The following is a 25,306-nucleotide window of genomic DNA, read 5'->3' on the forward strand; positions in this document are numbered from 1 at the left end:
TTTGTAGGAATGTGATGTTGATAACGTTGTCAAAAATACCAATAATTTATAAAACTAATGTTAGCATTTTTAATCAAATGAATAGTATTTTTGCCAAACAACACAACCACTATGTACAAATTACTTATTAGACCCGTTTTTTTTCTTTTTGATCCTGAGAAAATTCACCATTTTACATTTTCTTTGCTTCGTTTCATCAATAAAATCCCTTTAATCCCCAGCCTTTTAAGAGGTTTATATATTGTTGAAGATTCGCGTTTGGAAAGAACCTTATTTGGTTTAACATTTAAAAACCCTGTAGGATTGGCTGCAGGATTTGACAAAGATGCCAAACTTTATAATGAGCTTGGAAACCTAGGGTTTGGTTTTGTTGAAATAGGAACTCTGACTCCAAAAGCACAACCTGGAAATCCAAAAAAGCGGTTGTTTAGATTAAAATCCGATAAAGCCATTATAAACCGAATGGGTTTTAATAATGGAGGTGTGGATGAAGCTGTTACAAGACTTAAAAAACCTTCGAAATCTTTTAAAGAACGTGGGATTTTAATTGGAGGGAATATTGGAAAAAATAAGCTCACTTCCAATGAAGAAGCTGTAAACGATTATAAAGTTTGTTTCAACGCTTTATATGATTATGTTGATTATTTTGTGGTAAACGTAAGTTCGCCAAATACACCAAACCTTCGTGAGTTGCAGGATAAGGAGCCTTTAACAAAGCTTCTTAAAGAACTTAAAAGTGAAAATTCAAAAAAACAAAACCCAAAACCAATTCTTTTAAAAATAGCTCCAGATTTAACAGATTCTCAATTAATGGATATCATTGCCATAGTAAACGACACTAAAATTGATGGTGTAATTGCAACAAACACAACCATTTCGAGAGAAGGCTTAACAAGTGACAAGAAAGATGAAACTGGAGGTTTAAGTGGAAAACCATTAACAAACCGTTCTACAGAAGTTATTAGGTTTTTAGCAGAAAAAAGCAATAAAGCCTTCCCAATTATAGGAGTAGGAGGCATACATACTGCCACTGATGCCTTGGAAAAACTAGATGCAGGAGCCGATTTAATACAGCTTTACACAGGTTTTATTTATGAAGGGCCTAAGTTGGTTAAGACTATTAATAAAGCGTTATTGCAGTAGAAAATAAATTTACTGCTTTATGTTTACAGAAATTTGTTACCTGAATTACGACATTCTCATATCGTTTATAATTGCTACTTCGGCCTTGGCTATTTCTCCAGGACCTGATAACATTTATGTGCTCATGCAAAGCATATCACACGGAAAATCTTCTGGTTTGGCAACGGTTTCCGGATTGATTTCTGGCTGTTTGGTACACACTACTCTAGTGGCTTTTGGTGTTTCGGTATTGATTAAAGAGAACGATTATTTGTTTTTAATTATTAAGCTTTTTGGTGCTGCTTATTTGTTGTATTTAGCTTATAAGGTTTTTAAAAGCGATGCTTCCTTACATTTAAAATCTGGGCATGTGCCAAAGAAAACAGTGTTACAATTGTTTAAACAAGGTTTTTTAATGAATGTTTTAAACCCTAAGGTTTCCTTGTTTTTTTTGGCCTTGTTTCCAGGATTTTTGTTCAGTACCACTTTAAGTGATGTCACACAGTTTTATGTTTTGGGCTTTTTGTTTATGGCAGTGTCCTTCATTATTTTTTCATCCATTGCAATTTTGGCTGGCACTATTTCTAATTACATACAGCAACATAAACACATAGGGAGTTATTTAAAATGGTTGCAAATTGTTGTGTTTGTTGGAATTGCTGTTTTCATCTTGTTTTCTAAAAAATAGTACTATTTTTACATCTCCAATGAAGAACTAATGTCAAAACACGTTAAAGTTATAGAATGCCCTCGAGATGCCATGCAAGGCATTAAAGACTTTATTCCTACAGAAAAAAAAGTTCAGTACATTCAGTCTTTGTTACGAGTTGGTTTTGATACCATAGACTTTGGGAGTTTTGTGTCCCCAAAAGCCATTCCACAAATGGTGGATACAGCCAAGGTACTAGAACAACTTGATTTAAGTAAAACAGAAAGCAAACTTCTTGCCATTATAGCCAATACTCGTGGCGCACAGGATGCTTCAGTACATCAACAAATTGATTATTTAGGGTATCCGTTCTCCATTTCTGAAAACTTTCAAATGCGAAATACACATAAAACCATTGCGCAATCTGTGGTGACGTTAAACGAGATTTTGGAAATTGCAGATAAAACAGATAAAGAAGTGGTAGTTTATATATCAATGGGCTTTGGAAACCCTTATGGAGATCCCTGGAATGTGGACATAGTAGGAGAGTGGACCGAAAGACTCAATAACATGGGAGTTAAAATTTTGTCCTTAAGCGACACCATTGGTAGTTCCAATCCAGAAAACATCAGTTATTTATTCTCAAACTTAATACCTAAGTATCCAGAAATTGAATTTGGAGCACATTTACATACCACGCCTACTACCTGGTTTGAAAAAGTGGATGCAGCCTATAACGCTGGCTGTACTCGCTTTGATGGAGCCATTCAAGGTTTTGGTGGTTGTCCAATGGCCAAAGACGAGCTAACAGGTAATATGCCTACAGAAAAGTTGCTTTCATATTTCACTCAAAAAAAAGTTTCCAACCTGAATGCTTTAAGTTTTGAAAGCGCTTATAACGAAGCCACCAAGATTTTTTCAGCATACCATTAAAATTTCTTTTCATATAATTTTCATGTTTTCAGCAAGTTAAAAATTTTGTTAATTTTTTATTTTAAATTAATCTAAATAAACTTTGAAGATTTGATATGAGGTATTACTTTTGCCGAATATTTATCAAAATTATTTATAATAAATCTAAATAAAAACAAATTAACTAAAAATGAAAAACGTATTATTGGTCGTGGCCTTACTTATATCAACCATGACATTTTCGCAAACCGTTCCAGACTCTTTATACACAAATCCACAGCAACAGGAAAATGCTGCACAACGTATTTTATCTGGGAATGTGAGTTCTGGAGTAACCGTTGGAGGTTATGGAGAGATAACTTACAACCAACCAGAAGGAGACAATGGTGAGTTGGATGTGCAACGTCTTGTATTGCTATTTGGTTACAAATTTAGTGATAAAGTACAGTTTGTAACAGAAGTGGAGTTGGAACACGTAGAAGAAGTATATGTAGAACAAGCTTTTTTACAATATAGCTTATCTGATAGAGTAAACCTTAGAGGAGGTTTAATGTTAGTGCCTATGGGCATTGTTAACGAATATCACGAACCTACTACTTTTAATGGTGTGGAGCGTCCTAGCATGGATAAAAGTATTGTGCCAACTACCTGGAGAGAAATAGGGGTTGGGGTTTCCGGTAGATTCGATGAGATTTCTCTAGGATATCAAGCATATGTGTTTACAGGTTTTGCTTCAGTAAACGGTTCTAAAGTTTTAGGAGGAAAAGATGGGTTAAGAAACGGAAGACAAAAAGGGATTCAATCTACGGTAGATTCTCCTAACCTTTCGGCAAAATTGGATTATTACGGACTTCCTGGACTACGTTTGGGATTATCTGGATATGTTGGTCGTTCTCAAGCACAAGACGATGTTGAAGATATTGATGGCTCTAGCGTTGGTTTATCCATGGTTGGATTGGATGCCAGATATGCTTATAAGAGACTTACAGCTCGTGGACAATTTGTTTATGCAGGTTTAACAGATACTGAAGCTTACAATGAGTTGTATTACGATTTAGATGCAGATCCTACCCAAGGCTTGGGAAGTGCTATGCAAGGTTGGTATTTAGAAGCTGCTTTTAATTTATTGCCTTTAACAAAAGAACAACAACTATATGCTTTTGCTCGTTATGAAGACTATGATACCAATGCAAAAGTAGAAGGGGACCTGTTGGTGAATGACGCTTTTAACAGAACCGAATGGACCTTGGGTTTAAGTTATAAATTGACTCCTGGAGCTGTTGTAAAAGCAGATTATCAGTTTAAAAACGATGCCACAAATAACGACTTACCAAACCAATTGAATTTTGGAATTGGTGTTTGGTTCTAATTCAAGAATTAGTTTTTAATTGTCCTATAGCTAAAGTTGATATGCACATGTCACTTTAGCTATTTGGCTTTTTAGTTGTTAAGCCTAAACATTTAAAATATCTTTGTAAAATGAATTTGAAATATATTGTCATGCTAGTGGTTATTCTGGTTTATCAAAATATAAGCCTGCCTAAAAACATCCAAAAGAAAGTGGATAAGGAAATATCTGAAACCTTTCAGGTAGAAACCTTCCAATTTAACCCTTTTAAGGTTCCTGCTGAAATTTCCAAGCAGCTGCCTTCTGAATTTGGATCAGATAACTTTTTTCAAATTCAAACTAATAACAAACTACTTGGATATGCTTATGTATCCAAAGCGCCAAGCAAAACAGACCAGTTTGATTACTTGGTACTTTTAGATGCAGAATTGGTGGTGCTAAATGCCAAAGTTTTAGTGTATAGAGAAGATTATGGTGGCGAGATAGGAAGCAAACGTTGGTTAAAACAGTTTGTGGGTAAAACACAAAACGACGATTTAAGATATGGAGACAATATCATGGCCATTTCTGGAGCAACCATTTCGGTAAGATCCATGATTGCTGCAATGAATAACTTGTTGCAATCACTTAAAATACTTCATTCCAAAGAAATTATATAACATGCAGCTAAACGGATTGTTACATATCTTCCCAAAAGAAATAAAGCTATTGATCGCAGCTTTTGTTATTGTGTTGAGTGTTGGTTTTTATACAGGTTTGCTTTTTGTGGGCGAAACTTCAACGGCAAACCCAAATGGGATTGAAGAGCAGTTTTTGGGAAACGAATCCAATGAAGATGCCACTGTAATGAAATTCAAAAAAAGCGAACAAGAAATGCTTACCTTGGTTCATAACCACATTCTCTCCATGTCCCTTATTTTCTTTTTGGTTGGTCTTGTTTTAAGCACGACCAAGCTTCATAAAAAACTGAAACTGTTTTTAATGATTGAACCTTTTCTTTCTGTTGTACTTACTTTTGGAGGCCTCTATTTGCTTTGGTCAGGACTTGTATGGATGAAATATATTGTAATGGTTTCCGGTTTTTTTATGACAGCAAGTTACTCTCTTTCAATTTTAATTATTTTATATCAACTTTTTGAAAAAAAGACTTCATAATTTATTTTCTTGTACTTTTAACAAGACAAATGATTAATTTTTATGAGGCATTTTTTTATTTTATTGTGTTTTTTTTCAACATTAAACAGCCATTCCAAAGAGTGGAACTGTTTAAAAACCTATCAATCCCAAACAGGAAACACAGAACTTCAAGCTTCCGATTGGCTTCGGAAAGACAGAAAAAACAACACCTTGGTTTGGCAACAGGCCAATGTGTATAATTTAAAGCACAATCTCTCTTCAGAATATCAAACCATTAAACAGCGAACCGATTTTTACTTATGGCTCAACAAGGCTTTAAATGAAAAAAAAATGGACGTGGTGTGGCCTAAAATGGCACATTTCATTTCAAATAAATTAGAAAAAATCAAATCCTTTCCTTTTAGCATCTTTACTGGAAATGAAGTGAAACATTATGCAGAAAAAGGTAGCGAAACGGTTTTTATGAAGGCTTTTGAAACGGTTCGGGAACTTTATTTTTCAGATTCGGTATTACAATCTGATGAAGCATTGACTTGGGATGAAAACATTATTTACCAGGAACAATATGTCTGGTTGGATGAAATTTATAAAGAGGTTGATGCCAGGACCTTAAAAACCATCGACAAAATGGCCAAAGGAAAATGCATTTACACGTTTATGGTACCGAAGGAAGTCGCATTTACTGGCGATTTATCAAACAAAGAAAATAGATATGACTATGCTTTAAACACTTTAAGGGTTTATTGTAAAACCGAATACCAATAATTTAATAAAAACTTAAAACTTAAATCGCCATAAATATTGTACATTTGCACGCAATTATAAATGTAATTGCATCATGACATCACATTCAAACAAAATTGTTGGCGAAGGTTTAACCTACGACGACGTCCTATTGGTACCTGCTTACTCAGAAGTATTACCTCGCGAAGTAAACATTCAAACCAAATTCACTAAAAATATTACCATAAACATCCCAATAGTCTCTGCAGCTATGGATACGGTTACAGAAAGTGCTATGGCTATTGCCATTGCACGTGAAGGTGGCATTGGTGTGCTTCATAAAAACATGACAATAGCACAACAAGCCAACGAAGTTAGAAAAGTGAAACGTGCAGAAAGCGGTATGATCACAGACCCTGTAACGCTTACTACAGATGCCAAGGTTGTTGATGCCAAACAAAACATGAAAGAGCACAGTATAGGAGGTATTCCCATTGTTGATGACCAAGGGTTTTTAAAAGGGATTGTAACCAATAGAGACTTGCGTTTTGAAAAAGATGGTGAAAAACCCATAGTAGAAGTAATGACTAGCGACAGATTGGTAACAGCACCAGTTGGAACCTCTTTACAGCAAGCAGAAGTAATTTTGCAAGACCATAAAATTGAAAAATTATTGATTGTTGACGACAATTATAAATTAGCAGGTTTAATAACCTTTAGGGATATTACCAAACTAACTCAAAAACCTATTTCAAATAAAGATGTATATGGACGCTTACGTGTAGCTGCCGCTCTTGGAGTAACAGCAGATGCTGTGGAACGTACCGAAGCTTTGGTAAAGTCTGGTGTGGATGCTGTTATAATAGATACAGCTCATGGCCATACCAAAGGGGTTGTGGCAGTTTTAAAACAAGTAAAAGCTAAATTTCCAGAACTGGATGTCATTGTAGGAAATATAGCCACAGGTGCAGCAGCCAAATATTTAGTGGAAGCAGGAGCAGATGCAATAAAAGTTGGTATTGGTCCAGGTTCTATTTGCACCACACGTGTGGTTGCTGGAGTTGGATTCCCACAATTTTCAGCTGTTTTGGATGTGGCTGAAGCCATTAAAGGAAGTGGTGTTCCCATTATTGCAGATGGAGGTATTCGTTATACAGGCGATATTCCTAAAGCCATTGCTGCAGGAGCAGATTGCGTGATGCTTGGCTCTCTATTGGCAGGAACCAAAGAAAGTCCTGGTGAAACCATTATTTATGAAGGAAGAAAATTCAAGTCTTATAGAGGTATGGGTTCTGTGGAAGCTATGAAACAAGGTAGTAAAGACCGTTATTTCCAAGATGTAGAAGATGATATTAAAAAGTTGGTGCCAGAAGGCATAGTTGGACGCGTGGCTTATAAAGGGGAATTGTTTGAAAGCATCCATCAGTTTGTAGGAGGGTTGAGAGCTGGAATGGGATATTGTGGTGCAAAAGATATTGCTACCTTAAAAGAAACTGGACAGTTTGTAAAAATTACAGCCTCTGGAATTAATGAAAGCCATCCTCACGACGTGACCATTACCAAAGAATCGCCAAATTATTCCAGATAGATATTTTTTTTAGTCTATCTTTTAATTTTTATAATTTTGTAATAATAAATAAGTTAGAATTATGAAACCTGAAGTAACAACAGATTTTCAAACCGGTCAGGCAGAAATATTTAAGAATCCCTTTTTGGAACGGTTAACCAAAACAGACCCTATCTCAAATATTATAGTTTATGGTTTGGTTAATGCCATTTTGGTCTATATAGCTATAGGTGTTATAGGATTGAGTGTTTGGGCTTTTTTAGGTTTGTTTGTATTTGGTTTGTTCTTTTGGACGTTTGCTGAATATATGTTACATCGTTTTGTGTTTCATTGGGTTACAGAAGCTAAATGGTCTCAAAGGTTTCATTTTATCATGCATGGAGCGCATCATCATTACCCAACAGATAAAGAACGTTTATTAATGCCACCAGTTCCTGGTATCATCCTGGCTTCTTTGTTGTTCGGGATGTTTTATGTTGTTTTTTGGATGATTGGGTATTCAAATTTGGTCTATGGGTTTTTCCCTGGCTTTTTTATAGGCTATTTAATGTACTCTTTTGTGCATAGAGCCACACATGTAATGCGTCCTCCCAAACGTTTTAGGGATTTATGGCACCATCATAGTCTGCATCATTACAAATATCCCAATAAAGCGTTTGGTGTTTCCAATACGTTTTGGGATAGAGTATTTGGAACCATGCCTCCTAAAAAGGAAAAAAAGAAAGCTTAAATTTAGTAGTCTGTCTCAATTTTCATGGGTTTTTTAAAAAATCCAATAAATTTTTCACCCCTTCAGTAGCCGATTTTGGGATAACCGTAATTTTCTGGTAGCGAACCCTTGCAGGTTTAGGGTCTATATAGTAAATAGGTGTTTGGCTTGGAACAAAATCCATTAAACTGGCAGCTGGATACACTTGCATGGAAGTGCCTATAATAACCAAAATATCTGCTGTTTCACAAATATCAATTGCTTTTTCTATCATTGGCACAGCTTCTCCAAACCAAACAATATGTGGTCTCATTTGGTGTCCTTGTTGACACAAGTCTCCTAATTGGATGTCTGTTTTCCAGGTTTTAATATCCTCTTCGTTCATACTGCTTCTGGCCTTGAGCAACTCGCCATGCAAATGAATGATGTTGGAACTTCCTGCACGTTCATGTAAATCATCCACATTCTGGGTGATTATGGTTACTTTATAAGTGCTTTCCAAGGCAGCCAAAGCTATATGGGCTTTGTTTGGTTTTACAGAAAGCAATTGTTTTCGTCTTTGGTTATAAAAATTTAAAACCAATTCTGGATTTTTGGCAAAACCTTGTGGTGTGGCCACTTCCATAACATCATGTCCTTCCCAAAGTCCGTCGGCATCTCTAAAGGTTTTAATGCCACTTTCGGCACTTATTCCTGCTCCTGTAAGTACAACTAGATGTTTCATTTGGTGAAACTATAAAATTTAGTTCATAAATAAAACAAAAAAGGAAGACGACTTCATTTTAAAAATTTATATATTATGTGTAATATTACAGATAATTAATTTTTGAATATGAAGAAGCTACTTAAGTTGCTAAATGTCTTGTTACCATGTATGGTGTTAATGGGTTGCAGTAGTGATGATCACATTACACCTATTCCTTCAAGTTTAACTTCTAAAACCTATGCTGTATCCTCAATTTTCGATAACAATGTCAATGGAACAGCAAAGTTTATTAAAAACGATGATAATTCTACAACCGTAGAAATTCGTTTGACTGGAATTTCTACTGGAACATCGCATCCTGCATCCATAAATTTCAATACTGCTGCTGAAGGTGGTGACATTGCTATTACATTAAATGATGTTAATGATACTACTGGCTTCAGTACCACCACATTTTCAACATTAGATAGTGGAACAAGCATTACCTATGATGATTTGTTGAGTTTTGATGGATACGTGAATGTGCTTTATAGTGAGTCGCAACCAGACCATATTCTTGCTCAAGGTGATATTGGACAAAACGAACTGACAGATGTTTCCAAAACATACAGTTTAAGTGAAAAGGATGTGCCTGGAATATCTGGACTGGCCACTTTTTATGAAAGGGAAAATGGTGAAGCCCTTGCCATTATTCAAATAACCAATGCAGTAAATGGGATGATGCATCCTGCACATATCCATAACAACACTGCTGTAGAAGGTGGAGATATAGCATTTACCTTTAATCCTGTTGATGGGAACACAGGAATAAGTGCAACCAATATAGCTGCTTTGGATAACGATGTTGCGTTTTTATACATAGATATCATAAATTTTGATGGTTATATTAATGTGCATGAAAGCGATATGAGTTTAGGAACCATTGTGGCACAAGGTGACATTGGACAAAACGAATTGTCTGGTGTTTCCACATCTTATGTTTTAAACGAAGTGAATACCTCAGGAATCTCTGGAACAGCTACATTTTACGGTAGAAATAATGGTGAGGCTTTGGCTGTAATTGCGTTGCAAAACACACCTTTGGATGGGTTGCATCCTGCCTATATTTACTCCAATGATGTTGCTACAACTGGTGATATTATCTTCACTTTTAATCCAGTGGATGGTAATACAGGAATAAGCGAGACCAATGTATCTGCTTTGGACGATAATGCTGTATTTGAATACGATGATGTATTGGGTGTTAATGGTCATATAAACGTACTTTTAAGTGAAGCACAACCCACCATTGTTTCTCAAGGCAATATAGGGGCAAACGATTAAGATGTTTAAGTTTTAATACTGAAGACCTGATGTCACAGTCAGGTTTTTTTATTTTTATGACATGGTAGATTTAAAATTATTGGCATACCTGGAAAGTTACCTAACCGAAAACAGAAGGCAACGTTTTGATAAGGTTTTAGAGGAACGAACCAAACATTTTACGGTGGCTACAGAAGATGTGTACCAACTTCACAATACCAGCGCAGTCATTAGAAGTTGTGATGTGTTTGGAATACAGGAAGTGCATATTGTGGAAGAAAGAAATTCCAAACGTATTGATAGGGAAATTGCCATGGGAGCCCAGAAATGGGTGGATTTAAACAGGTTCCATTCCGTGAAAACCTGTATTCAGGATTTAAAACAAAAAGGCTATCAAATTGTAGCTACCTCACCTCATGCCAACAACTGTTTGCTTCATGAATTTGATGTGACTAAAAAATCTTGTTTTTTCTTCGGAAGAGAAACAGAAGGACTGTCTCAAGAGGTTATTGGCCAAGCAGATACGTTCTTGAAAATTCCTATGTACGGATTTACAGAAAGTTTAAACATTTCGGTTTCTGCAGCTATTGTTTTACAGCATGTAACCACCAAACTAAAACAAACAGATATAGACTGGAAACTTAGTTTGGAAGAACAGCAACAAAAACGATTGGATTGGATCAAGAAAACCATTAAAAGTTATGATGAGATTGTGGAGCGGTTTTATGAGTCATCTTAGCAGTTGTTTCAATATCGCAGAAAACATAAATTAAAAAAACCGAAAGAATTTCTTTCGGTTTTTTTTATGGGTTTATAATTTGCCGTATTTCCTATTTCGGCTTAGCACTTTATACTCTTCATAACATTCGCTAATGGCGTCCAGGATTTGCAGGTCGTTTGCAGTTTCAATAAAATTCTTGGAATAATTGCATTGTCTGATAATTTCATCCAAATCCACTCGATCCACTTGTAACAGTGCCACCAACATTTCCCTATCGAACCTATTGGCCAAAAGGGTTCTTATTTCGTCGTCTTGCTTCATTTTCTTTAGCTTACGCATTTCGTTGGGTTGTTTGCCAAACATGCTATGTAAAAAATCGGCTGGATTAAAAACTGCGCCAAGGACTCGGGTTACAGCATTTGATGATGAACCACCAGCTTCATATCCTGTTTGTAATCCGGAAATACTGTAACGATAATTGGTGTTCATAGGAACTTGTTGAATATCCACTTCCAAAAAACCTGTAAGTTTAAACTCGTTGACTACTACTTCTTCCAAGGCAAAAGCCAATTCAGTCAATTCTATGGTAGAACTGCCAAACTTTATCCAGTCGTTCGTAACCCGAACACGAATGGACTTAAACCCTAAATACGAAAAATGAAGGGTATCTGTTGCTTTGGCTTTAATTTCAAATTCCCCTCTGGCATTGGTAGTTGTTCCTTTTACTTGATTGATATTAACAATATTAACACTTTCCAAAGGCACACCTTCGGTAGCATTAATAACAACCCCTTTAACAGTTGTGTCTTCCTGACCAAACATTAGGGAGGTTCCTAAAAAAAGAGTAAAAAGAAAAAATAGTTTTTTCATTAAAGCCATATTGAGCATAAAAGTACTAAACTAAACGAAAATACGTCTAGGGTTCTTATATTTTGACTAAAAATTAACAAAATTACTGACTGTTAAGGCAGTAAAGTTTAACGTCTGGATCGTCTAGGCCTTGATAAGCCAGCTTCAGACTTAGAACGTCTTGGTCGGGATTCGTTGCTTACAGAGCTGCGTCTGTCGCTTCTGTTACCCTCGCCTCTAGAACCAGAACGTCTGTCTCCTCTTGGTTTATCTTCACTACGTCTTTTGCTTCCTCCACCATCACGACGTCTTTTGTTCCTACTGGTTCCTTTACCTTTGTCTTCGCTTATTTCAACATTTACAAAGCGTCCTTCATGTTTAAAATCTGTAAAGAAAGCCAATACTTTTTCCTGAAGTTCTTTTTCAGTATTGAAGAATGAGAAACTTTCTTTTACATCTACTTTAAAAACATCGTCCCTTCCTAAGTCTAAGGCTTCTTTTAAGAAATCTTTCAATTTCATCCAGTCGTAACCATCCTTTCTTCCTACGTTAATAAAATAACGTGTGTCGTTGCTGTTTCCACCAAAACCACGCCCACTTTCACGACTATCTTCACCACGTGAGGTATCAGTTATATTCAGGTTTTTGGTTTTTTGGTAGTAATTAAAGAATCTGGTAAACTCAACCGAGAAGAATTTTTTAATCAATTCGTCTTTGGTAGTGTCAGCAAATAGCTTGTTGATGCTTTCCAAATATTTATCAATTTCATGATTGATTTCTGTATGGTGAATTTTATTGGCAAGCGACATTAATTGAACTTCGCAAATTTCCATCCCATCTGGTATGTCTTTTTTTACAAAATCTTTTTTTATAATGCGCTCAATGCTTTTTATTTTCCGAACCTCACTTTTTGAAACAATAACCATGGAAACACCTGTTTTTCCGGCACGTCCAGTACGTCCAGACCTGTGTGTGTAGGTTTCAATTTCGTCTGGTAATTGATAGTTTATAACATGTGTAATATCGTCCACATCTATCCCACGAGCAGCTACATCTGTAGCCACCAACATTTGTATTTGTTTGTTTCGGAAGGATTTCATGACCAAATCACGTTGGTTCTGACTTAAATCGCCATGTAAAGCGCCAGCACTATAGCCATCTTCTATTAATTGCTCGGCTACTTTTTGAGTATCGCGTTTGGTTCTACAGAAAATAACCGAAAAAATATCTGGATTGGCGTCTGCCAAACGTTTTAAGGCTTGATAACGGTCTCTGGCATTTACCAAATAGTATTCATGAGACACCTGATTGGTACTTTCGTTTTTGTTCCCTACGGTTATTTCAATAGGGTTTTTCATGAATTTTTTAGCAATATTGGCTACTTCTTTAGGCATGGTAGCACTAAAAAGCCATGTACTTTTATCTTGTGGTGTATGCGATAAAATATCTGTGATATCTTCATAGAATCCCATGTTCAACATTTCATCAGCTTCATCCAACACAGCATATTCTATTTTTGAGATGTCAACCATGTTACGACTAATCATATCTTTCATTCTACCAGGAGTTGCAACAATAATTTGGGCACCTCTTTTAACTTCCCTGGCTTGCTCTGTAATGCTGGCACCACCATAAATGGCAACCACATTAAGTCCTTTGCAATATTTTCCGTATTGTTTAAGTTCGTTGGTGATCTGTAAGCAAAGTTCACGGGTAGGAGATAGGATCAATCCTTGGGTTGTTCTGCTATCTATTTGAATTTTTTGCAGCATGGGAAAACCAAATGCAGCAGTTTTACCTGTTCCGGTTTGCGCTAAGGCAACCAAATCGGTTTCTTTTTCAAGTAAAATAGGGATGGCTTTGGCTTGGACATCACTTGGGGTTTCAAAACCCATGTCTGTAATAGCTTGCAATAGGTCGTTGTTAAGACCTAAATCTTGGAATGTGTTCATTCGTTTAAATAAGTATTCGATTATATTTTGTGGTGTTACAAAAGAAGCGAATCGACATACTTAAACCTAAACCTCCAGTAACACATCCTCTCTCTGAGGAATTTTTTTTCAGAACTTTAGGCTCTGATAAATTTCGTGCAAAGGTACACTTTTATTTTATATGTTAATGGTAATTGTGTGAGAATCTAAATATTAGTTGCATGAGAGGTTTGCAAGAACAATTTTTAAATGGATATAACTGTAGTTCTTATGTGTATTGATTTGTTAATGTGTTAAGATAATCAACCAACTGTCCAACAGCTTTTCCACGATGTCCAATTTGGTTTTTTTCTTCTAGGGGTAATTCTGCAAACGTTTTTGTGTTCCCTTCGGCTTTAAAAATAGGGTCGTACCCAAAACCGTGTTCACCATGTTTTTCTTTGGTAATGTTCCCTTTGCAAATACCTGTGAAGGTTTTTAGTTCTCCATCTAGATGCAATGCTATAACCGTTTTAAACTGGGCTTGTCTGTTGGTTTTGTCTTTTAATTTTTCAAGCAATAAATTCATATTGTCATCGGCATCGCGTTGTGGTCCTGCATATCTGGCAGAATACACTCCTGGTTCACCATGTAAAATTGGAACTTCCAAACCTGTATCGTCTGCAAAACAGTTGTAACCATAATGTAATTTAATGTATTCTGCTTTTTGTATGGCATTGCCTTCTATGGTGTTTTGGGTTTCAGGAATATCTTCCAAACAGCCAATATCTTTTAAGCTAAGCAGCTTAATGGATGCTGGTATCAATACTTGAACTTCCTTGAGTTTGTTTAGGTTGTTGGTGGCAAATACGAGTTGCATAGGCGATACATTGTTAAAAAGACCTGTTATTTTATTTCAAAACAACGGAAAATAATATTAAATTCATTGAAAATTTTAAAAATTTACAATCTCCAAAATCTTTATGGTGAAACAACCACTTATATTTATCTGTCTTTTGTGTTTTTGCATGTCTATGCAAGCCCAGAAATTAAAAGAGTTGGATTCGTTAAGTGCCAGGGAAGTATTGGATACCTTGCTAATAGATAGGGATATGAACAATTGGTCCATTAGGTTGTTTACCAATTACAAAGGGCAAAGTTTTAATTTGATAAACGATAACGACAAGTTGTCTTTTAAACCCAATAACAGAGCTGGTGTGGGTTTTGGTTTGGGAACCAGCAAATTAATTATAGATATTGCTTTTAATTTAAAAGGTCAGGAAAAACATCCTACGCAACGTTTTGATATGCAAGGTTCTTTGATTGTAGGTTATAATCATTTGGTAAGTTTGTACGTTCAGAGGTACAAAGGGTTTAATGTAAAAAACAATTTTAATGCTCCTGAATTTTTTAGGGACGATATCACTTCACTATCATTAGGTCTAAGTTATTTGTACACGTTTGATAGAATTTCGTTTTCTTCTTCAACGTTAAGGGCAGGTTTGGTTAAAGAAGAAAGAAAGCATTATATAACAGGTGGTATTGGTGGATTTATGGTTTATGATAATTTTTCTGGAGACAGCTCTTTGATTCCAGACAATGAGACATTTAATCCTGATGCCTATTTAAACGAATTTAAAGGAACTGGCTTGGGGATTTCGGGAGGTTTATTGGCTGTTTTTGTTTTGCCAGCCAACTTTTTTGCCACTTTAAATGTCATCCCAGGAATTGGAGTTATGTATAAAAAAGCACAATCAGACGTAAATGATTATAGGGTCTCCAATCCTTTGTTGTATAAATTGGATTATAATGCAGGAATTGGTTATAGTTATAAGCGTTTTTATGCCACGTTGGTTTATGGAAGCAGTATTTATACCACTAATTTAGATTATGGCTTAAATTACTTATTCAGTAATACCAAAGCCAAAATTTCTGTAGGATATAAAATTAAGGTGGATAAAAAGCTTAAAACACCTTTTTAATTTTTTTGATGTTTTATCATCTTTAAATACAGGTTCTCAACTTTGGTTCTGGCCCAAGGCGTTCGTCTTAAAAACTTTAAACTGGATGTTATGGATGGGTTGTCTTGAAAACAACGAATACGTATCTTTTGTCCTAAATACTCCCAACCATAGTGGGCTTCAAGTTTTGTTACAATTTGCTCCAGTTTAATACCATGCAAGGGATTGTTGGGTTGTGTGCTCATTTATAAATCTTGAACCAATTCTTTTATTTTCACAGCTTTTTCAAAATGATCCAATTTTTGGGTTAAAATCCACCAGGTGGCAGCTTCCATCAGTAATTCCGGATTATCGTTTTTATTTGCGAAAAAAGCATAAAAGGACAAACCAACATGAGTGCCTTTTTGTGCTATTTTCTGATTACAGACAGCTATTATTTTATTTTTTAATTCTTGTGTCACAACAAATTTATCTTCTGCTTTTTGGTGCCCTATTGGGATTCTGTTTGGCTTTGCGATTACTATTCTTGCCTTTGTTGGAGGAAGCTCTGTTGGAATTCCTGTTTTGTCCACCACCTCGTTTTTTTGGTTCTGTTGACGCATTTGGATCCGGTTCAAACCCTTCCAGGATATCTACAGGGATTTTCATGCCTACCAATTTTTCAATATCCCTTAAATAGGTCGTTTCGTCTGCACTTACCAAAGATATGGCTTCTCCACTGGCTCCAGCACGACCTGTCCTGCCAATTCTATGCACATAATCCTCTGAAATGTTTGGCAATTCAAAATTAACCACATGTGGTAACAAAGGAATATCCAAACCTCGAGCTGCAATATCTGTGGCTACCATAACACGAACACTTCCATTTTTAAATCCAGCCAAAGCTTTGGTCCTGGCACCTTGACTTTTATTGCCATGGATGGCTGCTGCAGAAATATTGGCACTCACCATTTTTTTGCACAGTTTGTTGGCGCCATGTTTGGTTCTTGTAAAGACCAATACTTGCTTCCAGTTGCCTTCGGAAATTAACTTGATGATTAAATCGGTTTTTTTACCACTTGCAACACGATATACTTTTTGGTTAATGGCATCAACTGTTGAGTTTTCTGGTGTCGCTTCTACTTGAACAGGATGATGTAAAATGCCGTTTGCCAATTTCCTGATGTCTTTTGAGAAGGTTGCCGAAAACATTAAGTTTTGGCGTTTGGCAGGCATTTTGCTCATTATTCGTTCCATATCGCGCAAAAAGCCCATGTCCAACATCCTATCGGCTTCATCCAAAACAAATATCTCTACTCTTTTTAACGATAACAACCCTTGACTTTCCAAATCCAGCAAACGTCCTGGAGTGGCCACCAAAACATCTATACCTTGACGTATGGCTGCTGCTTGCGGTTTTTGGTTGACACCTCCAAAAATAACGGCACTTCTTATGTTTAAAAATTCACTGTATTCTTTTACGTTGGCATACACTTGGGCAGCCAATTCACGTGTTGGGGTTAATATCAAGGCACGAATTGGCCTAAATTTAGAGTTTTCACTTTCAGAAAGAATATGAAGTAAAGGCAAGGTAAATCCTGCTGTTTTTCCTGTTCCGGTTTGGGCAGAAGCCAAGACATCTTTACCTTGTAAGATAGGAGGAATGGCTTTTAGCTGAATAGGAGACGGTTCATTATATCCCTTTTTACTGATTGCCTTAAGAATGGCTTCAGAAAGGCCTAATGTGTTAAATGACATAGATTGTTTTTGTTGAATGACAATTTGAATGCCATTTTAAATTTGCTGCAAAGTTACAGCTAATTTTCCCGATGTCACTTTTTATTTCATGTGTTTATATTTATTTTTTTTACAAGGTCACATGCAACATCCATATAATCATTTCGCTATGTGACAAAATTTTTGGTCAAAGATGTTTCATTTTATTAAAGGCATAGACAGGACAAATCGATTAAATATGTGTTAAACAGCTTATCATAGGTTAAAAGCACTCCTTAAATTACACAGGTTTTTCAGTTAAAACACAAAGGATTTGTTTTTATTGTAAAAAGAATTAACTTGGTCAAACAACATTTTTTAGCAAACAAACAACTAGTTATCTGAATGTTATGTTGTGGATTTTAATTAAAAATAATCAAAAATAAAATAGAGATATGAGACTTAAAAAGATGGTAAAAAAAGCCATGCCAAATTTTATAATGAACCAGATTCATTCGTATAAGAGAGCAGCAGGACTAAAGAAGGATGCTGAAGAATTCAGTAAGCTTGAAACAGTTGCTTGTGATGCTTCCAATTTACGTTCTGCACATGGTATATCGCTTTCAAGTATCTTAAATTCGGATACTATTGAAGCTCAATGGGCTCAATCCAAAAAAGAAATCGAACAATTTACCATTCCTGGTAATACTGGTGGAGTCAATTATGGTGACAGAAGAGCTATCTATTATTTAATTAATTATTTTAAACCTCAAACCATTCTGGAAATAGGAACTCACATAGGAGCTTCCACCTTAAATATTGCTTCTGCACTTTATCACAGTCAAGTTAAACAAGGTAACAAGGTAGATTTTACCACTTTGGATATAAGAGATGTTAATTGTACCAAAACAAAGCCTTGGTTGGATTATGGCACTAAATATTCACCTTTGGAAATGATTGAAAATTTTAATTACGATTCCTTCGTTACTTTTATTTCCAATACCTCTTTGGAGTTTCTGTCCAAAAACGATAAACAATACGATTTTATATTTTTGGATGGAGACCATTCTCAAGCCACTGTTTACAAAGAAGTCCCTTTGGCCTTGAGTAGGCTTAAGAAAAATGGTGTTATCTTATTGCACGATTATTTTCCAAACTCAAAACCGTTATGGTCTAACGGAACTGTTATTTATGGACCTCATGTGGCCGTTGAAAGACTCATTAAAGAAGGAGCCGATTTGGTTGTATTGCCATTGGGCGAACTGCCTTGGCCAACCAAATTAGATTCCAATGTAACCAGTTTGGCCTTGCTTATGAGAAAGAGTGATTAAACTGTTTTTAAATTGTTTAGGAAGAATAGATATTTTCACTATGTGAACCAACTTTTAAAAAACGAACACGAGATTTGTAGTTTTTTTAAGAAATTTATAAGATGTATTTTTTATGTAATTGATAAATATCAGTTGAAATATGTTTCTTTTTAAATAATATTGTAATAGATTATAAATTCAATAAAAAACAATTATCATGAACATTATCATTCAATACGTAAACATGGATTCCAGCGAATCCCTATCTCAATACACAACGGAAAAATTAGAAAAATTAGCCAAAAAATACGATTGGTTAATTTCTTGTGATGTGTTTTTTAAACAAGATAATAATCAAAAAGAACAAGGTAAAATTTGTAATATGGAGCTGAGTTTGCCTGGACCTAGAATATTTGCTACTTCAACAGAGAAAAATTTTGAGATGGCAGTAAAAGAAACCATTCACGATTTGGATATTCAGCTTAAAAAAAGAAAGCAGACTTATTCCACACATTAGTTTCTTTAAATTCGTTTTTAAAAAAATAAAACCACAAGTTTACTGGTAATAGTGAATTTGTGGTTTTTTTGTGAGTATTTGTTATTTTTTGGTTTCCCATAAAACATTGTTTTCTAGCATAGGCGCAATGATGTTAAATGTCAAAACACTTGGTTGTTTTTATAATTAGATAAAGCAATTTTAATATAGAGTTGTTGGTTAAGACAAAGGTATTTGTTGTAGCGTTAATGTGTTTGGGTTTAGGAATTTTATTTTAGGGTTTGGGTTTATTGATGATGATAAGGCTCGTTCCTTAAAATGGTAAACCCTCTGTAAAGTTGTTCCACAACAAACAACCGAATCATTTGATGTGAAAAAGTCATTTTAGAAAAAGATAGTTTCCCTTGGGCTTTGCTGTAAACCTCATTGGAAAAACCATAAGGGCCACCAATTGCAAAAACCAATTGCTTGATACCAGAATTCATGTGTTTTTGTAAATATTCCGAAAATCCAACAGAACTCAATTGCTTACCGTTTTCATCCAATAATATCAATATGTCCTGATTTTGCAGTTTGCTTAAAATCAGTTCGCCTTCTTTTTGTTTCTGTTGGTCTTCGCTTAAATTTTTAACCTTCTTTAAATCCGGAATAATCTCAAATTCAAATTTTACATAAAAGCCCAAACGTTTCTGATAATCGTCTATTAAAGCTTGAAGTTGCTTGTTGTCTGTTTTGCCAATGGCTAAAAGTTTTATTTGCATATCTTGATAAGTAGGGCTTAAACCCCAATCCTGTTAAAAATTAAAAACAAATTTACGTTTTAATTGGAATTAAGAATTTAGAATGCCAAGAATTTACTTTTCAATTAGTATTTTTACGGTAAATTATTTCGCAAATGATTAGTAAAGAACAGTTCCAAAAAGAAATAGAATTAATAGTTGCAAACGCCATTCGTGAAGATGTAGGAGATGGAGACCATAGCTCGTTAGCATGTATTCCGGAACAGGCTACAGGAAAGGCCAAATTATTGGTCAAGGACAATGGCATAATTGCTGGCGTGGAGTTTGCCAAAACAGTGTTCCAACATATAGACAAAGACCTAAAAATGGACATCCTAATTGAAGACGGTTCTAAGGTGGCATATGGCGACATTGTATTTTATGTTGAAGGTGCTTCCCAATCTATTTTAAAGGCTGAACGATTGGTGTTGAATGCCATGCAGCGCATGAGTGCCATAGCTACCAAAACCAAGCAGTTTGTAGATTTGCTGGAAGGTACAGGAACTAAAATTTTAGACACTAGGAAAACCACTCCTGGCATTCGGGCTTTAGAAAAATGGGCTGTTAAAATTGGAGGAGGCGAAAACCACAGGTTTGCACTTTACGATATGATTATGTTAAAGGACAACCACATAGATTTTGCTGGAGGCATTACAAAAGCCATCAATAAAACCAAAGCGTACCTTAAAAACACCAATAGGGACTTAAAGATTATTGTAGAAGCAAGAAATTTGGAAGAGATCCAGGAAATTCTCCAAAACAAAGGTGTTTACAGGATTTTGATAGACAATTTTAACTATGAGGACACCAAAAAGGCAGTGGCTTTAATTGGAGATACTTGTTTAACAGAATCTTCTGGAGGCATCAACGAAAAAACCATTAGAAAATATGCCGAATGTGGTGTGGACTACATTTCTTCGGGAGCATTAACCCATTCTGTTTACAACATGGACTTAAGCCTAAAAGCAGTATGATTCTTAATTTAAAGTTTCAAATTCAAAGTTCAACATTCAAAATTTGTCTAAAAACAAGAAAATCTTGAATCTTAAATTAAAAATCTTGAATTAATAAATGACCAAGCCCATAGAAGATAAATTAAGCAAAATCCCTGTTTTAAACTGGATTGTAAGCTTTTTGAAAAAAATTAAATTACCTGGTTTGGAAGGGCTTTCGTTGTACGATTTAATGGAATTGTATATTATAGGTATTGGAAAAGGCGCGTTAACAACCAGAGCAAGTGCCATTGCATTTAGCTTTTTTACAGCTTTGTTTCCTTTTTTGCTCTTTATATTGATTATAATCCCATTAATCCCAATTGACGATTTTAGAATAGAGTTTTTAAATTTTTTAAATTCATTTTTACCACCTACCACATCCGAATTTTTCTTTAAAAATATTTTCGAGAATATTGAAGCTACAGAGCGTGGAGGTTTATTGTCCTCTGTGTTTTTAGTGTCCATTTTTTTAATGGCAAATGGTATTAGCGCAGTATTTGCTGGTTTTGAAAGTTCTTACCACGAACAACTCACCAGAAATGTGGTAAAACAATATCTATTTGCCATGGGAGTGGCTTTAATATTATCTTTTTTGTTGATAATCACTGTTGTGGTGCTAGGGTATTTTGAAATTTATGTGTTGGGGAATTTAGAAAGTCATGGAATTTTGGAAAAAAGCAATCTGCAATTCTGGATTCCTTTTGCTAAATATGTGTTTTTTGTAATTATGGTTTACCTGGCAACAGCTGTATTGTATTATTTTGGAACCAGGGAAGGTAAAGAATCCAGGTTTTTCTCTGTTGGCACTTTGTTTACAACCATTTTAATTATTTTAAGTTCTTATTTATTTGGAATATATATTGAAAATTTCTCCAAATATAATGAGCTTTATGGTTCTATTGGAGCCTTATTGATCTTGCTGTTTTATTTGTGGTTGAATTCCAATATTTTGCTTTTGGGCTACGAGTTGAACGCCTCATTGAACCGATTGAAAAAAATAAAGAGTAATGTTTATATTTTAAATACCAATAAACCAAACGATACGGATAAACAACCTTAAGGTTCCCTTTTTTTAACAGATAGAAAAAACTTAACAAAAACACCATTCAGCCTTGCACTTTATAGACGTCATACTTCCCTTACCACTTCCAAAACTGTTTACCTATAGCATTACGGAAGCTGAAGCCGGTTTTTTAACACCAGGAATGCGTGTGTCCGTGCCTTTTGGAAAAGCAAAAATTTATACAGCTTTGGTGTTTAACATTCATACTACCGAACCACATGCCTATGAGGCCAAGGACATTCATCAAATTTTAGATAACGAAGCCATTGTAACCAAAAAACAATTGGAGCATTGGAAATGGATTTCAGAATATTACATGTGCACATTGGGCGATGTCATGCGAGCAGCCTTGCCAAACGCCTTCTTGTTGGAAAGTGAGACCATCATCACAAAAAACACCGAAACACAAGTAAATGAGGCAGAACTTCAGGATGAGGAGTTTTTGATTTTTGAAGCTTTAAACCATCAAACATCCCTTAAAATTCAAGATATAGTAAGTATTTTGGATAAAAAAAATGTGCTGCCTGTTATTAAAAGCATGTTGGATAAGCGCATTGTTCTGGTTGAAGAGGAAATTTATGAAAAATACAAACCCAAACTGGTACGCTATGTAAAATTACAGACAAAATTTTCTTCGGAAAAACATCTGCAAGATCTTTTGGAAGACCTTGGCAGAGCACCAAAACAAAGAGAGGTCGTACTAACATTGTTTACTCTTTCTGCTCAAACCAAAAAGCCCATAAAAGTTTCGGAATTGACAGACAAAAGCAATGCGTCTTCAGCCATAGTAAAATCATTGATAGATAAAGACATTCTAGAAGAATATTACATTCAAACAGATAGAATTCAATATTCTGGAGAAAAAAACAATCCTTTAAAAACCCTTAATGAACCTCAAAAAATAGCCTTTCAAGAAATTAAGGCATCTTTTGAAAAGTACCATATTACTTTGTTACATGGTGTCACGTCTTCTGGTAAAACAGAAATTTATGTCAAATTGATTGAAGAGGTTTTACAACAAGGGAAACAAGTTTTGTACCTGTTACCTGAAATTGCTTTAACAACGCAATTGGTAAATAGGTTACAGGATTATTTTGGAGAAAAAGTAGCGGTATTTCATTCTAAATATTCATCTCAGGAACGTGTTGAGGTTTGGAATCACTTAATACGTCATTCGTATAAAGCACAAATAATTTTAGGGGCTCGTTCTTCGGTTTTATTGCCTTTTCATGATTTGGGATTGGTTATTGTGGACGAAGAGCACGAATCGTCTTATAAACAATTTGATCCAGCTCCAAGATATCATGCAAGAGATACAGCTATTGTTTTGGCACATTTGTTTCAATGTAAAACACTTTTAGGCTCTGCAACTCCCAGTATTGAGAGTTATTACAATACCAAATTGCAGAAGTATGGGTTGGTTGAATTATCCACCAGGTACAATAATGTATTGATGCCTGATATAGAGCTTGTGGATATAAAGGACAAGCATAAGCGCAAACGCATGACAGGACATTTTAGCGACAGATTGATTGAAGAAATGACAGAAACGCTTAAAGAAGGTCATCAAATTATTCTGTTTCAAAACAGGAGAGGTTTTTCGCCCATTGTAGAATGTCAAACCTGTGGTGTGTCTCCACAATGCCCAAATTGCGATGTGAGTTTAACCTACCATCAATACAAAGATCAACTGCGTTGTCATTATTGTGGCTATCACTCAGTAATGATTAAAGCCTGTGAAGCCTGTGGGAGCGTGGATTTGGATACCAAAGGCTTTGGTACGCAACAAGTAGAGGAGGAGGTAAACAAGCTTTTTCCCAATTATAAAGTGGCTAGAATGGATTTGGACACGACCAGAGGGAAATATGGTTACGAAAAAATAATCACGGCTTTCGAACAGCAAGAAGTGGATATTTTGGTTGGTACACAAATGCTTACCAAGGGCTTGGATTTTAGACATGTAAAATTGGTAGGCATCATGAATGCTGACAACATGCTTAATTTTCCGGATTTTAGGGCTCATGAACGTAGTTTTCAACTTATGTTGCAAGTGTCTGGACGGGCAGGAAGAACCGAAAAAAGAGGGAAAGTGCTCATTCAAACCTATAATCCATACCATAAGATTTTACAGCAAGTAACTACAAATTCTTACATGGAAATGTATGAGGAGCAAATGGACGAACGCCGAAACTTTAAATATCCACCTATTTACAGACTGATTAAAATTACCTTTAAACACCGTAATTACAATAAGGTAAATGTTGCTGCCGACTGGTATGCCAAATCCTTACGTATGGTTTTTAAAACCGATATTTTAGGGCCGGAATTTCCACCTGTTTCTAGGATAAGAAATCAATTTATAAAACATATAATTGTTAAAATTCCACCAAAGCAATCTGTATCTAAAACTAAAGAAGCCATTATTAAAATTAATAATAGCTTCTTCGCTGTAAAAGATTTTAGGGCTGTAAGAGTAATTTTAAATGTTGATAATTACTAGTTTTAAGAGATGTTGTTTAAAGCATCTACCAGTTGGGTCTTTTTGTTTCTGCTTAAAGGGATTTCGTAAGCGCCAACTTCAACATTCTTACTGTTAAACCTGTCTATTTTATCTAAATTGACAATATAGGATTTATGGATTCTTAAAAACTTGCCTTCAGGAAGCTCACTTTCAAAAGCTTTCATGGTGGAAAGTACTACCAAGCTGGTTTCTTCGGTAACCAGTTTTACATAATCGCCAAGCGCTTCAATCCATTTAATGTCTTTAATGTAAACTTTACGTTTTTTAAGGTTGCTTTTTACAAAAATGTGCTCGCCTTCGGTTTCGTTAAAGTCTAATTTTAATTTATGTTGCTCTACAGCTTTGTCAACAGCAGTATTAAAACGTTCCCTGGTTATCGGTTTGTGCAGGTAATCTGTGGCATCATAATTAAATGCCTTAAAAGCATACTCGGTTTTTCCGGTAACAAATATAATTTGAGGCTTGTTGTTTAATACATCTAAAAGTTCAAACCCATTTAACACTGGCATTTCAATGTCTAAAAAGATTAAGTCAACTTTATGGGTATTAAGTCCATTTTTAGTCTCTAGAGCACTATTGTATTCTGCAATTAGGTTAAGGGATGGATGATTTTCAATCAACTTAACAATTGAGAGGCGCTGAATTGCTGAGTCATCAACTACTACACAGTTTAAAGTCATAACATTTAGTTTATTTCGGTTAAGATATCGACAATAGTACGAAAAATTCGGTTAAAAACCAAAAAACATCGGTAAAACGTTAATTTTAACATAATTTAACATTTCAAATTTAAGCATTAAATATGTTTCTTTTAATGTTGTAATATATAAA

Annotated in this window: 26 protein-coding genes; 17 read left to right on the forward strand and 9 right to left on the reverse strand. The window is 35.2% G+C overall.

The window, feature by feature from the left end; genetic code table 11:
- Positions 1-111: 111 nt before the first annotated feature.
- The 9 genes from AACY93_RS05125 to AACY93_RS05165 all read left to right on the forward strand — a co-directional run bounded on the left by AACY93_RS05125 (position 112) and on the right by AACY93_RS05165 (position 8,188).
- A complete protein-coding gene (locus AACY93_RS05125; RefSeq protein ID WP_286853211.1) occupies positions 112-1,143 on the forward strand; it encodes a quinone-dependent dihydroorotate dehydrogenase in 1,032 nt (343 codons plus the stop codon).
- Between the two features lie 19 nt (positions 1,144-1,162).
- The gene (locus tag AACY93_RS05130; protein WP_286853210.1) at positions 1,163-1,810 is read left to right on the forward strand and encodes a LysE family translocator; all 648 of its coding nucleotides are present in this window, start codon (positions 1,163-1,165) and stop codon (positions 1,808-1,810) included.
- A 30-nt stretch (positions 1,811-1,840) separates the two neighbouring features.
- Entirely contained in the window at positions 1,841-2,704 is an 864-nt protein-coding gene (locus AACY93_RS05135) for a hydroxymethylglutaryl-CoA lyase (protein ID WP_007649960.1), read from the forward strand.
- 169 nt (positions 2,705-2,873) lie between these two features.
- Positions 2,874-4,052 (forward strand): porin, encoded by a 1,179-nt coding sequence (locus AACY93_RS05140; RefSeq protein WP_007649962.1) that lies wholly within the window; start codon positions 2,874-2,876, stop codon positions 4,050-4,052.
- A gap of 110 nt (positions 4,053-4,162) precedes the next feature.
- Positions 4,163-4,690 (forward strand): FMN-binding protein, encoded by a 528-nt coding sequence (locus AACY93_RS05145; protein ID WP_286853209.1) that lies wholly within the window; start codon positions 4,163-4,165, stop codon positions 4,688-4,690.
- 1 nt (position 4,691) lies between these two features.
- The gene (locus AACY93_RS05150) at positions 4,692-5,186 is read left to right on the forward strand and encodes a hypothetical protein (RefSeq protein ID WP_286853208.1); all 495 of its coding nucleotides are present in this window, start codon (positions 4,692-4,694) and stop codon (positions 5,184-5,186) included.
- A gap of 42 nt (positions 5,187-5,228) precedes the next feature.
- Positions 5,229-5,933, forward strand: coding sequence for an Insecticidal toxin complex protein (locus tag AACY93_RS05155; protein ID WP_286853207.1), 705 nt, complete (start codon positions 5,229-5,231; stop codon positions 5,931-5,933).
- 73 nt (positions 5,934-6,006) lie between these two features.
- Positions 6,007-7,479 (forward strand): IMP dehydrogenase, encoded by a 1,473-nt coding sequence (gene guaB, locus AACY93_RS05160; protein ID WP_007649972.1) that lies wholly within the window; start codon positions 6,007-6,009, stop codon positions 7,477-7,479.
- A gap of 61 nt (positions 7,480-7,540) precedes the next feature.
- Entirely contained in the window at positions 7,541-8,188 is a 648-nt protein-coding gene (locus tag AACY93_RS05165) for a sterol desaturase family protein (protein WP_007649978.1), read from the forward strand.
- 22 nt (positions 8,189-8,210) lie between these two features.
- Here the strand turns inward: AACY93_RS05165 and AACY93_RS05170 are convergent, their stop codons facing one another.
- A complete protein-coding gene (locus tag AACY93_RS05170) occupies positions 8,211-8,891 on the reverse strand; it encodes an NAD-dependent deacylase (RefSeq protein ID WP_286853205.1) in 681 nt (226 codons plus the stop codon).
- A 108-nt stretch (positions 8,892-8,999) separates the two neighbouring features.
- Between AACY93_RS05170 and AACY93_RS05175 the strand changes: the two genes are divergently transcribed.
- Together AACY93_RS05175 and AACY93_RS05180 are read left to right on the forward strand one after the other, a co-directional pair.
- Entirely contained in the window at positions 9,000-10,196 is a 1,197-nt protein-coding gene (locus AACY93_RS05175; RefSeq protein WP_286853204.1) for a hypothetical protein, read from the forward strand.
- A gap of 61 nt (positions 10,197-10,257) precedes the next feature.
- Positions 10,258-10,914: an RNA methyltransferase gene (locus tag AACY93_RS05180; protein WP_286853203.1), complete on the forward strand. Its 657-nt coding sequence runs from the start codon at positions 10,258-10,260 to the stop codon at positions 10,912-10,914.
- Positions 10,915-10,986: 72 nt separating this feature from the next.
- Here the strand turns inward: AACY93_RS05180 and AACY93_RS05185 are convergent, their stop codons facing one another.
- From AACY93_RS05185 to AACY93_RS05195, 3 genes are all read right to left on the reverse strand, one after another.
- Positions 10,987-11,766: a carboxypeptidase-like regulatory domain-containing protein gene (locus AACY93_RS05185; RefSeq protein WP_040492047.1), complete on the reverse strand. Its 780-nt coding sequence runs from the start codon at positions 11,764-11,766 to the stop codon at positions 10,987-10,989.
- A gap of 107 nt (positions 11,767-11,873) precedes the next feature.
- Positions 11,874-13,697: a DEAD/DEAH box helicase gene (locus tag AACY93_RS05190; protein ID WP_286853202.1), complete on the reverse strand. Its 1,824-nt coding sequence runs from the start codon at positions 13,695-13,697 to the stop codon at positions 11,874-11,876.
- 247 nt (positions 13,698-13,944) lie between these two features.
- Positions 13,945-14,535 (reverse strand): non-canonical purine NTP diphosphatase, encoded by a 591-nt coding sequence (locus AACY93_RS05195; protein WP_287006400.1) that lies wholly within the window; start codon positions 14,533-14,535, stop codon positions 13,945-13,947.
- Positions 14,536-14,689: 154 nt separating this feature from the next.
- Between AACY93_RS05195 and AACY93_RS05200 the strand changes: the two genes are divergently transcribed.
- Positions 14,690-15,637 (forward strand): DUF4421 family protein, encoded by a 948-nt coding sequence (locus tag AACY93_RS05200; protein ID WP_287006402.1) that lies wholly within the window; start codon positions 14,690-14,692, stop codon positions 15,635-15,637.
- Here AACY93_RS05200 and AACY93_RS05205 read toward each other — a convergent pair.
- The 3 genes from AACY93_RS05205 to AACY93_RS05215 are packed head-to-tail and all read right to left on the reverse strand — an operon-like array spanning position 15,634 to position 17,353.
- Positions 15,634-15,861, reverse strand: a complete 228-nt coding sequence (locus AACY93_RS05205) for a VF530 family protein (protein WP_287006403.1) — start codon at positions 15,859-15,861, stop codon at positions 15,634-15,636. The two genes, AACY93_RS05200 and AACY93_RS05205, sit on opposite strands and share 4 nt — an antisense overlap.
- Positions 15,862-16,077 carry a DUF6500 family protein gene (locus tag AACY93_RS05210; RefSeq protein WP_287006405.1) on the reverse strand — a complete coding sequence of 72 codons (216 nt, stop codon included), beginning with the start codon at positions 16,075-16,077 and terminating at the stop codon, positions 15,862-15,864.
- Between the two features lie 7 nt (positions 16,078-16,084).
- Positions 16,085-17,353: a DEAD/DEAH box helicase gene (locus tag AACY93_RS05215; protein ID WP_287006406.1), complete on the reverse strand. Its 1,269-nt coding sequence runs from the start codon at positions 17,351-17,353 to the stop codon at positions 16,085-16,087.
- Between the two features lie 413 nt (positions 17,354-17,766).
- On the opposite strand from AACY93_RS05215, the gene AACY93_RS05220 reads away from it, so the two are divergent.
- Both AACY93_RS05220 and raiA read left to right on the forward strand, forming a co-directional pair.
- Entirely contained in the window at positions 17,767-18,642 is an 876-nt protein-coding gene (locus AACY93_RS05220) for a class I SAM-dependent methyltransferase (protein ID WP_287006408.1), read from the forward strand.
- Positions 18,643-18,838: 196 nt separating this feature from the next.
- Positions 18,839-19,138 carry a ribosome-associated translation inhibitor RaiA gene (gene raiA, locus AACY93_RS05225; RefSeq protein ID WP_007649991.1) on the forward strand — a complete coding sequence of 100 codons (300 nt, stop codon included), beginning with the start codon at positions 18,839-18,841 and terminating at the stop codon, positions 19,136-19,138.
- Positions 19,139-19,404: 266 nt separating this feature from the next.
- On the opposite strand, the gene rlmH is transcribed toward raiA, so the two are convergent.
- Entirely contained in the window at positions 19,405-19,878 is a 474-nt protein-coding gene (rlmH, locus tag AACY93_RS05230) for a 23S rRNA (pseudouridine(1915)-N(3))-methyltransferase RlmH (protein WP_007649993.1), read from the reverse strand.
- A 134-nt stretch (positions 19,879-20,012) separates the two neighbouring features.
- On the opposite strand from rlmH, the gene nadC reads away from it, so the two are divergent.
- The 3 genes from nadC to priA all read left to right on the forward strand — a co-directional run bounded on the left by nadC (position 20,013) and on the right by priA (position 24,454).
- A complete protein-coding gene (nadC, locus tag AACY93_RS05235; RefSeq protein WP_007649995.1) occupies positions 20,013-20,870 on the forward strand; it encodes a carboxylating nicotinate-nucleotide diphosphorylase in 858 nt (285 codons plus the stop codon).
- A gap of 97 nt (positions 20,871-20,967) precedes the next feature.
- The gene (locus tag AACY93_RS05240; RefSeq protein ID WP_287006411.1) at positions 20,968-21,951 is read left to right on the forward strand and encodes a YihY/virulence factor BrkB family protein; all 984 of its coding nucleotides are present in this window, start codon (positions 20,968-20,970) and stop codon (positions 21,949-21,951) included.
- Between the two features lie 52 nt (positions 21,952-22,003).
- Positions 22,004-24,454, forward strand: a complete 2,451-nt coding sequence (gene priA, locus AACY93_RS05245) for a primosomal protein N' (RefSeq protein ID WP_287006413.1) — start codon at positions 22,004-22,006, stop codon at positions 24,452-24,454.
- 2 nt (positions 24,455-24,456) lie between these two features.
- Here the strand turns inward: priA and AACY93_RS05250 are convergent, their stop codons facing one another.
- Positions 24,457-25,155 (reverse strand): LytTR family DNA-binding domain-containing protein, encoded by a 699-nt coding sequence (locus tag AACY93_RS05250; RefSeq protein ID WP_287006415.1) that lies wholly within the window; start codon positions 25,153-25,155, stop codon positions 24,457-24,459.
- Between the last annotated feature and the right edge of the window lie 151 nt (positions 25,156-25,306).

The organism is uncultured Xanthomarina sp. (assembly GCF_963971605.1).
Classification (GTDB): Bacteria; Bacteroidota; Bacteroidia; order Flavobacteriales; family Flavobacteriaceae; genus Xanthomarina; species Xanthomarina gelatinilytica.

Bases quoted from the DNA above. Each gene is read 5' to 3' on its own strand.
- AACY93_RS05125 (WP_286853211.1), top strand. From the start codon at position 112: ATGTACAAATTACTTATTAGACCCGTTTTTTTTCTTTTTGATCCTGAG.
- AACY93_RS05130 (WP_286853210.1), top strand. From the start codon at position 1,163: ATGTTTACAGAAATTTGTTACCTGAATTACGACATTCTCATATCGTTT.
- AACY93_RS05135 (WP_007649960.1), top strand. From the start codon at position 1,841: ATGTCAAAACACGTTAAAGTTATAGAATGCCCTCGAGATGCCATGCAA.
- AACY93_RS05140 (WP_007649962.1), top strand. From the start codon at position 2,874: ATGAAAAACGTATTATTGGTCGTGGCCTTACTTATATCAACCATGACA.
- AACY93_RS05145 (WP_286853209.1), top strand. From the start codon at position 4,163: ATGAATTTGAAATATATTGTCATGCTAGTGGTTATTCTGGTTTATCAA.
- AACY93_RS05150 (WP_286853208.1), top strand. From the start codon at position 4,692: ATGCAGCTAAACGGATTGTTACATATCTTCCCAAAAGAAATAAAGCTA.
- AACY93_RS05155 (WP_286853207.1), top strand. From the start codon at position 5,229: ATGAGGCATTTTTTTATTTTATTGTGTTTTTTTTCAACATTAAACAGC.
- guaB (WP_007649972.1), top strand. From the start codon at position 6,007: ATGACATCACATTCAAACAAAATTGTTGGCGAAGGTTTAACCTACGAC.
- AACY93_RS05165 (WP_007649978.1), top strand. From the start codon at position 7,541: ATGAAACCTGAAGTAACAACAGATTTTCAAACCGGTCAGGCAGAAATA.
- AACY93_RS05170 (WP_286853205.1), bottom strand. From the start codon at position 8,891: ATGAAACATCTAGTTGTACTTACAGGAGCAGGAATAAGTGCCGAAAGT.
- AACY93_RS05175 (WP_286853204.1), top strand. From the start codon at position 9,000: ATGAAGAAGCTACTTAAGTTGCTAAATGTCTTGTTACCATGTATGGTG.
- AACY93_RS05180 (WP_286853203.1), top strand. From the start codon at position 10,258: ATGGTAGATTTAAAATTATTGGCATACCTGGAAAGTTACCTAACCGAA.
- AACY93_RS05185 (WP_040492047.1), bottom strand. From the start codon at position 11,766: ATGAAAAAACTATTTTTTCTTTTTACTCTTTTTTTAGGAACCTCCCTA.
- AACY93_RS05190 (WP_286853202.1), bottom strand. From the start codon at position 13,697: ATGAACACATTCCAAGATTTAGGTCTTAACAACGACCTATTGCAAGCT.
- AACY93_RS05195 (WP_287006400.1), bottom strand. From the start codon at position 14,535: ATGCAACTCGTATTTGCCACCAACAACCTAAACAAACTCAAGGAAGTT.
- AACY93_RS05200 (WP_287006402.1), top strand. From the start codon at position 14,690: ATGCAAGCCCAGAAATTAAAAGAGTTGGATTCGTTAAGTGCCAGGGAA.
- AACY93_RS05205 (WP_287006403.1), bottom strand. From the start codon at position 15,861: ATGAGCACACAACCCAACAATCCCTTGCATGGTATTAAACTGGAGCAA.
- AACY93_RS05215 (WP_287006406.1), bottom strand. From the start codon at position 17,353: ATGTCATTTAACACATTAGGCCTTTCTGAAGCCATTCTTAAGGCAATC.
- AACY93_RS05220 (WP_287006408.1), top strand. From the start codon at position 17,767: ATGAGACTTAAAAAGATGGTAAAAAAAGCCATGCCAAATTTTATAATG.
- raiA (WP_007649991.1), top strand. From the start codon at position 18,839: ATGAACATTATCATTCAATACGTAAACATGGATTCCAGCGAATCCCTA.
- rlmH (WP_007649993.1), bottom strand. From the start codon at position 19,878: ATGCAAATAAAACTTTTAGCCATTGGCAAAACAGACAACAAGCAACTT.
- nadC (WP_007649995.1), top strand. From the start codon at position 20,013: ATGATTAGTAAAGAACAGTTCCAAAAAGAAATAGAATTAATAGTTGCA.
- AACY93_RS05240 (WP_287006411.1), top strand. From the start codon at position 20,968: ATGACCAAGCCCATAGAAGATAAATTAAGCAAAATCCCTGTTTTAAAC.
- AACY93_RS05250 (WP_287006415.1), bottom strand. From the start codon at position 25,155: ATGACTTTAAACTGTGTAGTAGTTGATGACTCAGCAATTCAGCGCCTC.